Genomic DNA, 7,237 nt, shown 5'->3' on the forward strand with positions numbered 1-7,237 from the left:
GGGCTTGACCTTGACCTCATTGGAACCTTTATCTTGGGCTTCATCTGAAGGAAATCCCAGTTATCAAGGAGCAGTGATGAGCGCCAGCCCAGCAGACAGCATCGCGATCAGTCTTCCGATCGAAGGCATGACGTGCGCCTCGTGCGTTGGCCGCGTCGAAAAGGCCCTGAAAGCCGTGCCCGGCGTCCACAAGGCCAGCGTCAACCTGGCTACCGAACGCGCCGACATCACGTTTGACGGCGCGCCAGACGTCGCGGCCGCCGTCCAGGCCGTCCAGAAAGCCGGCTATGCCGTCGCCGAGAACACCGTCGAGCTGTCGGTTTCCGGCATGACGTGCGCGTCGTGCGTCGGCCGGGTCGAAAAAGCCCTGAAGGCCGTGCCGGGCGTCAGCGCCGCAACGGTCAACCTGGCTACCGAGCGCGCGCAGATCACCGCCACCGGCGGCACGTCGCCGAACGCCTTGATCCAGGCCGTCGCCAAAGCAGGGTACGAGGCGAAAGTCCTTTCCGGCGAATCCAGTGATACGGATGCCGTCGCCGAACGGCAGGCTGCCGAGCTGAAAGCGCTCAAGCGCGCCCTGACGGTCGCGGCGGTCTTCGCGTTGCCCGTGTTCATCATGGAAATGGGCGCGCATCTGGTGCCCGCGTTCCATCACGTCATCGCCGAAAGCATCGGCACGCAGAACAGCTGGTACATCCAGTTCGTGCTGTCGAGCATCGTCCTGTTCGGCCCCGGCCTGCGCTTCTTCCAGAAGGGCATCCCCGCGCTGCTGCGCGGCGCGCCTGACATGAATTCGCTGGTGGCGGTGGGCACGTCCGCCGCCTACGCCTATTCGGTGGTCGCCACCTTCGCGGCAGGCCTCCTGCCTGCCGACACGGTCAATGTCTATTTCGAAGCCGCGGCGGTGATCGTGGCGCTGATCCTGCTTGGGCGCTACCTTGAGGCCCGGGCCAAGGGCAACACGTCCGAGGCCATCAAGCGCTTGCTGGGCCTGCAGGCCAAGACCGCGCGCGTTGTCCGCGACGGCGCCACGCTTGAACTCGCCATCGAAGACGTGGTCACGGGCGACCTGATCGAAGTCCGCCCCGGCGAGCGCGTCCCCGTGGACGGCGAGGTGGTGGAAGGCAGCAGCTTCATCGACGAATCCATGATCAGCGGCGAACCCGTTCCCGTCGAGAAGCGCCCGGGCGCGGAGGTGGTCGGCGGCACGGTCAACCAGAACGGCGCGCTGACGTTGCGCGCCACCAAGGTCGGTAACGACACGGTGCTGGCGCAAATCATCCGCATGGTCGAGCAGGCGCAGGGCTCCAAGCTGCCGATCCAGGCCATGGTGGACCGCATCACGATGTGGTTCGTGCCGGCCGTCATGGCCGCGGCGGTGGTGACCTTCATCATCTGGCTCACGTTCGGGCCCGAGCCTGCCCTGACGTTCGCATTGGTCAACGCAGTGGCCGTGCTGATCATCGCCTGCCCCTGCGCCATGGGCCTGGCCACACCGACCTCCATCATGGTGGGCACGGGGCGCGCGGCGCAGATGGGCGTGCTGTTCCGCAAGGGCGAAGCCTTGCAGTCCCTGAAGGATGCCAAGGTGGTGGCGGTGGACAAGACCGGCACGCTGACCAAGGGCCGCCCCGAACTCACGGACCTCATCGTCGCTTCCGGCTTTGAGCGGGCGGAGGTATTGGGCAAGGTGGCGACGGTGGAGGCGAAATCCGAGCATCCCATCGCGCAGGCGATCGTCGACGCCGCCCGGGCTGAGGGCATTGCCCTGGGCGCCATCGAGCAATTCCAGTCGATCACCGGCTTCGGCGTCAGCGCCCGCGTGGACGGCGACCTGGTCGAGATCGGCGCCGACCGCTACATGCGGGACCTGGGCCTGGAGGTGGCCACGTTCAGCCAGGACGCGGCGCGCCTGGGCGACGAAGGCAAGACGCCCCTGTACGCGGCGATCAATGGCCGGCTGGCCGCCATGATCGCCGTGGCCGATCCGATCAAGGAAACGACGGCCGCCGCGATCCGCGCGCTGCATGACCTGGGCCTGAAGGTCGCCATGATCACCGGCGACAACCGGCGCACGGGCGAGGCGATTGCCCGCCAGCTTGGCATCGACGAGGTGGTGGCGGAAGTCCTGCCTGACGGCAAGGTCGCCGCCGTGCAGCGGCTGAAGAAGCAGTACGGCCCGATCGCCTATGTGGGCGACGGCATCAATGATGCGCCGGCGCTGGCCGAAGCCGATGTGGGCCTGGCCATCGGCACCGGCACGGACATCGCCATCGAGGCGGCGGACGTGGTGCTGATGTCTGGCGACCTGGGCGGGGTGCCCAACGCCATCGCCTTGTCCAAAGCCACCATCCGCAACATCAAGCAGAACCTGTTCTGGGCGTTTGCTTACAACGTCGCGTTGATCCCGGTGGCGGCCGGCCTGCTGTACCCGGTCAACGGCAGCCTGCTGTCGCCCGTGTTCGCGGCCGGCGCCATGGCGTTGTCCAGCGTTTTTGTCCTGAGCAACGCGCTGCGGCTGCGCCGCTTCGTGGCTCCCTTCGCGGTCAAGGCCTGAAGCCGGCCTGGCCAATGCGCGCGCGGTAACGCTTGCCCGCGCGTTACCGCTTCAAGACAAGGTGCGCGTGGCCGCTCCAGACAGGTCATGCAGGCTCAGCCCGCAGCCGCGGGCGCGCTCTGCCAGCGATTCGCTTTGCGCCAGCGCCCGCCGGCTTTCTTCCAGCAGCACGTCCAACTGTTCCTGCAGGGTGGCCGCCATGAGCCAAGCCCTTTGCGCGAACAGCTCGGCGAACTGGTCCACGCAAGGTTTGCAGATGGCGGCGCCGTTCTTATCAAGCAGCGGCACGCCTTGGGCCAGCGTGGATTGGCAAAAGGTACAGGCGAGTGCGCAGTTCATGCGTAGGGCGGCTCATCGTCGGGTTGGCGGACGGCGCCGCGGGAAACGGCGCCTTGCCCCTAGACAACGGCCTGGCGGTCCAAGTCTTAAGTCGGCGCAAAGCCCTAGGCCAAAGCGCGTCGGCCGAAAGGATGAGCTGGCTGGCGACGGCTACGCCGCGTACGCGGGCCGCAGCGCGACCGGGGCGGGCTCCGCCGCCATGTCGATGACGGTCTCGGCCGGCACCTTGAAGAAGGCCGCTGTGGCGGCAAGGCGCTTGGCCTGGTCCTCCAGCGAGGACGCGGCGGCGGCGGCTTGCTCGACCAAGGCGGCGTTCTGCTGGGTCACGTCGTCCATCTGCGTGACGGCGCGGTTGATCTGGTCGATGCCGATGGACTGCTCGGTGGACGCCTCGGTGATCTCGGCCATGATCTGGGTCACGCGCTGCACCGAGGTCACGATTTCCTGCATGGTCTCGCCGGCCTCGCGCACCTGGGCGGCGCCGCTGTCCACGTTGTTGGTGGACTGCTCGATCAGGTCCTTCACTTCGCGGGCGGCTTGCGCGCTGCGCTGCGCCAGCGAACGCACCTCGCCCGCCACGACGGCGAAGCCCTTGCCCTGTTCGCCCGCCCGGGCGGCTTCCACCGCGGCGTTCAACGCCAGGATGTTGGTCTGAAAGGCGATGCCGTCGATCACGGAAACGATCTCGGCGATGCGGCGCGAGCTGTCCGAGATGCGCGTCATGGTCTGGACGACCTGGTCGACGGCCTGACCGCCGCGCAGCGCCACGCCGCGGCTTTCGGCCGCCAGCGCGTTGGCCTGGTGGGCGTGTTCTGTGTTCTGTTTCACGGCCGTGGCCAGTTCTTCCATGCTGGCCGCGGTTTCTTCCAGGGAGGCCGCCTGTTCTTCGGTGCGCGAGGACAAGTTGGTGTTGCCCGACGAGATCTCGGCGGCGCCGGTGTTGATCTCGTTCACGCTGCGGCGGACTTCGGCGACGGTGCGGGTCAGGCTGTCCTGCATGCGCTTGAGCGCCGCGAACAGCACGCCGATCTCGTTGTGGGCGCCAACCGACACGCGTTGGGTCAGGTCGCCCGAGGCGATGCGGTCGAAGTGCTGCGCGGCGTCTTTCAGCGGCAACAGCACCTGCCGGCTGATGAAGCGCCAGCATCCGGCGGCCAGGACGACCGCCAGGACAAGCATGATGATCGTAGCCAGTTCCGCCAGGTTGTAGCGCTGGTCGGACGCGTCGTTGATCTGGGCGGCGCGCCGTTCCGTGTGCGCCAGGAAGGCGACGACCCGTTCTTCGAAGCGGGTATCGGCGGCGCGGGCCTCGGCGACGGCGGTGACGTAGTTTTCCGCGGACTGCTTTTGCAGGGCCTCGCCCAGCGCATCGATGCTGCGTACATAGGCGTTGAAAATGCCGTCCAGGTCCGCCGTCAGCTTCCGCGCGGCTTCCGTGACCTTCGGCACGCGTTGGAACGTGGCGTAGCGTTGACGGGCGTCGGCCAGGAACTTGCCTGCCTGGTCCACGCTGGCTTGCGCCTGCGCGCCGCGGCCCGCTTCCACATCCAGGTAGGCGGCCACCAGCGTGATGCGGGTGCGCAGCAGCAGCACTTGGGTTTCGTAGAGCGGCCGGGTTTGTTCGGTGGCAACGCGGTTCAGGTCGTCGACGGCGTCGTCGGCCGCGCGGGCGAACACCCAGCCCATGCTGGTGGCGCCGGCCAGGGCCAGCACGAACAGGGTCAGGACCGCGAGCAGTCCGGTTCGGATTTTCAGGTTCTTAAGCATGCGCACGGCTCCTGCATAAGGCTGCCAGCGAGGCCGGCAGCCATGATCTAGTGGTAAACCCGTGGCAAATGTAAGTTTGAATTACAAATTTAACAATTGATCATTTTTCACCGGGACATTCTGGTTTTGGCAACGCCCCGACGACCGCACGCAGGCACGCAGGCCTGGGTTGCCCCGCAGGCGAGAGCAATCAGAACAGGGGGGGCGCGTCGCTGCGGATGAAGCGCAGGAAACGTTGGGCGGCGTCCGGCAATGGCCGGGAAACATGGGTCTGGACCTGGATCTGCCCGCCGTTGAGCAGCGCGTCGTCCACGGGGCGGCAGACCAGCCGGCCCGAGTCCAGGTGTTCGGCTGCGGACAAGCGCGCGCACAGGGTCACGGCGTTTCCGGTCAGCAGATAGTTGTAGACCGCTTCAGGGTGGTTGGAGGTGAAGGCGGGCGACAGGGTGGTGTTGTACAGGCTGGAGGCCATGTCCAATACCCGACGCAAGGCGCTGCCGCCTTCGGGCAGGGCCAGGGGATAGGCCGACAATTGCGTCAGGACCAGCGGCGTTGGAGGCGGCGAGCTCGAGGGCGGCGCGCCGTCAGCGGCCAGCGGGTGGCCTGGCCGCATCACGGCGACGATCTCGGCCGGGCGCGCGAAGATCACCGCAATGTCCTTTTCCGCCGCATGGCTGTAGGTGAAGCCGATGTCCGCCTGCGCCGAACGCACGCGTTCCGTGACCAGCCCCGCATCCAGGATGGTCAGGTTAAAGCGCACGGAAGGATGCTCGGCCTGGAACGCGGCGAATTTGCGCGGCAGCGCCTGGGCCGCGAAGCCGTGGGCGCCGGCGATCTTCACCGTCTGGGTAAAGCGGCCGTTCTGCCCGCCGATCTCCGCATAGGTGCGCGCCGCGTCCGCTTCGACCCGGCGCGCATGATCCGCCAGGATGCGGCCCACTTCGGTCACGCGCATGCCCTTGGGGTGGCGTTCGAACAGCTGGTTTTGCAACCGCTGTTCCAGGCCTGCGATCTGGCGGCTGACGGCGGAACTGACGACGTTCAGGCGCGCGGCCGCGCCATTGACGGACCCGGTGTCGACGACGGTCAGGAAATAACGAAGCGCGGTGCTATCGAATTGGAATCGCTTCATTGATGTGAATGCCGTAAATCTCAATGTCGAGTCCAGGCGGTTGGCAGCCGCAAAAATAGCGCGCGGGCAGGTGGCAGTGGGATAGCCGCCCGCCACGGCGTCTTGTGAACGCGCAGGCCAACAGGTACGGACCAGGGAAGCGATGGCGGGTTGCGCCATGGATAGGCCGACAAGCGTCATCCGGAGAGTCCGGCGCGCCAGGACGCCAGCCCCGACGTGGCGGGACGGGCGGATGTGCCAGGGGTGGAATTTATTCCAGCTCCACCTTTTGCCACAATCGCAAATTTATCAATATTGCATTCTAATTTCGGCAATCGCGGCCTGCCCTGGCTTGATGCCGATGCGGGCAGGCCCCGGAAAAGCAAAACGCGCCCGAAGGCGCGCAGCAATGCGTGGAAGGCGGGGCGGCTTAGTCCACGACGAAACCACCGGGTCCGCTATGGCCCAGCAGTTCGCGTGCGCATTGCATCGCTTCGCCCGGGGTGGCCACCGCCAGGAACGGCATGCCGAACGCGCGGGCCATTTTTTCGCCCTGTTTGCGGACCTTGTCCAGCGCGTCCGTGTCGCGTTCGACCGCGATGAAGGCCCGGCAACGCGCGCGGAGCCGCGGCATGTTGGTGGTCTGCCATTCGATCATGGCCTTGCGGTCTTCATGGCCGGCTTCCTGGCGCATGTCGGGCACCACCATGACGAAGGTCTGCGGGTTGTCCACCAGCAATTCCATTTCGCGGATCCAGCTCGCCGAATAGCCCTTGGGCGCACCGCCGTGCTTGGCGGTGACGATGGGGAAGTGGGACAGGTCGTGGAAGAAAAACTGATCGCGGTTCATTCGAATTCTCCGTGGGGGTGGGCAGGCGCGCCGGGCTTGCAGCCGCAGCCGCCATAGAGCACCAGACTGTAGGAATCCAGCGCGAAGCCGCTGCGCTTGGCGATCTTCCTGACCAATTGCGCCATGGCGGGATCGCTGGATTCCAGGATCTGCCCGCAATGCGTGCAGACCAGGTGGTCGTGGTGCCCCTTGTCGTTGAGCTCGAACACGGTGGTGTGCGCGTCGAGCTGAGTACGTTTGAGTAGGCCGGCGTCCTCAAGTTGCGTAATGACGCGATAAACCGTCGCCAGACCGATGCTGCTGTGGTCCGAGATGAGGCTGCGGTAGACGTCCGCCGCGCTCATGTGCTGATTGGCCCGCTGATAAAAGATGTCCAGGATCTTCAGCCGGGGGAAGGTGGCTTTGATGCCTGCGTCGCGCAGCCGCGTGGTGTCCATGTGGTTTCTCCGTTCGGGGGGCTGATGCCCGACTGATGAGAATGATGTACATTTTCAACTGAACCCGCTAACGGGAACCCGTCAACCTGTAGCTCAAACCTGCCAACCATGCTTCATGTGGCTATCGCCGCCCCGCTTCCCGACGTGCTGCTGACCCCGTTCAGCGTGCAAGGGCG

Annotated in this window: 6 protein-coding genes; 1 reads left to right on the forward strand and 5 read right to left on the reverse strand. The window is 66.1% G+C overall.

Going from position 1 to position 7,237, the window contains the following annotated elements; all coding sequences use genetic code 11:
* Nucleotides 1-76 precede the first annotated feature (76 nt).
* On the forward strand, nucleotides 77-2,557 hold the full coding sequence (locus ACO6D5_RS02800; RefSeq protein WP_485824533.1) for a heavy metal translocating P-type ATPase: 2,481 nt from the start codon (nucleotides 77-79) through the stop codon (nucleotides 2,555-2,557).
* Between the two features lie 51 nt (nucleotides 2,558-2,608).
* Here ACO6D5_RS02800 and ACO6D5_RS02805 read toward each other — a convergent pair whose 3' ends face one another.
* The 5 genes from ACO6D5_RS02805 to ACO6D5_RS02825 all read right to left on the reverse strand — a co-directional run bounded on the left by ACO6D5_RS02805 (nucleotide 2,609) and on the right by ACO6D5_RS02825 (nucleotide 7,061).
* A complete protein-coding gene (locus ACO6D5_RS02805; protein WP_315844786.1) occupies nucleotides 2,609-2,896 on the reverse strand; it encodes an MSHA biogenesis protein MshH in 288 nt (95 codons plus the stop codon).
* 150 nt (nucleotides 2,897-3,046) lie between these two features.
* Complete coding sequence (locus tag ACO6D5_RS02810) at nucleotides 3,047-4,663, reverse strand: methyl-accepting chemotaxis protein (protein WP_485824534.1); 1,617 nt, start codon at nucleotides 4,661-4,663, stop codon at nucleotides 3,047-3,049.
* Nucleotides 4,664-4,853: 190 nt separating this feature from the next.
* Nucleotides 4,854-5,795, reverse strand: coding sequence for a LysR family transcriptional regulator (locus tag ACO6D5_RS02815; RefSeq protein WP_485824535.1), 942 nt, complete (start codon nucleotides 5,793-5,795; stop codon nucleotides 4,854-4,856).
* A 409-nt stretch (nucleotides 5,796-6,204) separates the two neighbouring features.
* The gene (locus ACO6D5_RS02820) at nucleotides 6,205-6,624 is read right to left on the reverse strand and encodes a hypothetical protein (RefSeq protein ID WP_315844783.1); all 420 of its coding nucleotides are present in this window, start codon (nucleotides 6,622-6,624) and stop codon (nucleotides 6,205-6,207) included.
* Entirely contained in the window at nucleotides 6,621-7,061 is a 441-nt protein-coding gene (locus ACO6D5_RS02825) for a transcriptional repressor (RefSeq protein WP_315844782.1), read from the reverse strand. The genes ACO6D5_RS02820 and ACO6D5_RS02825 overlap by 4 nt, the downstream gene beginning before the upstream one ends.
* Between the last annotated feature and the right edge of the window lie 176 nt (nucleotides 7,062-7,237).

The organism is Achromobacter sp., from assembly GCF_057314935.1.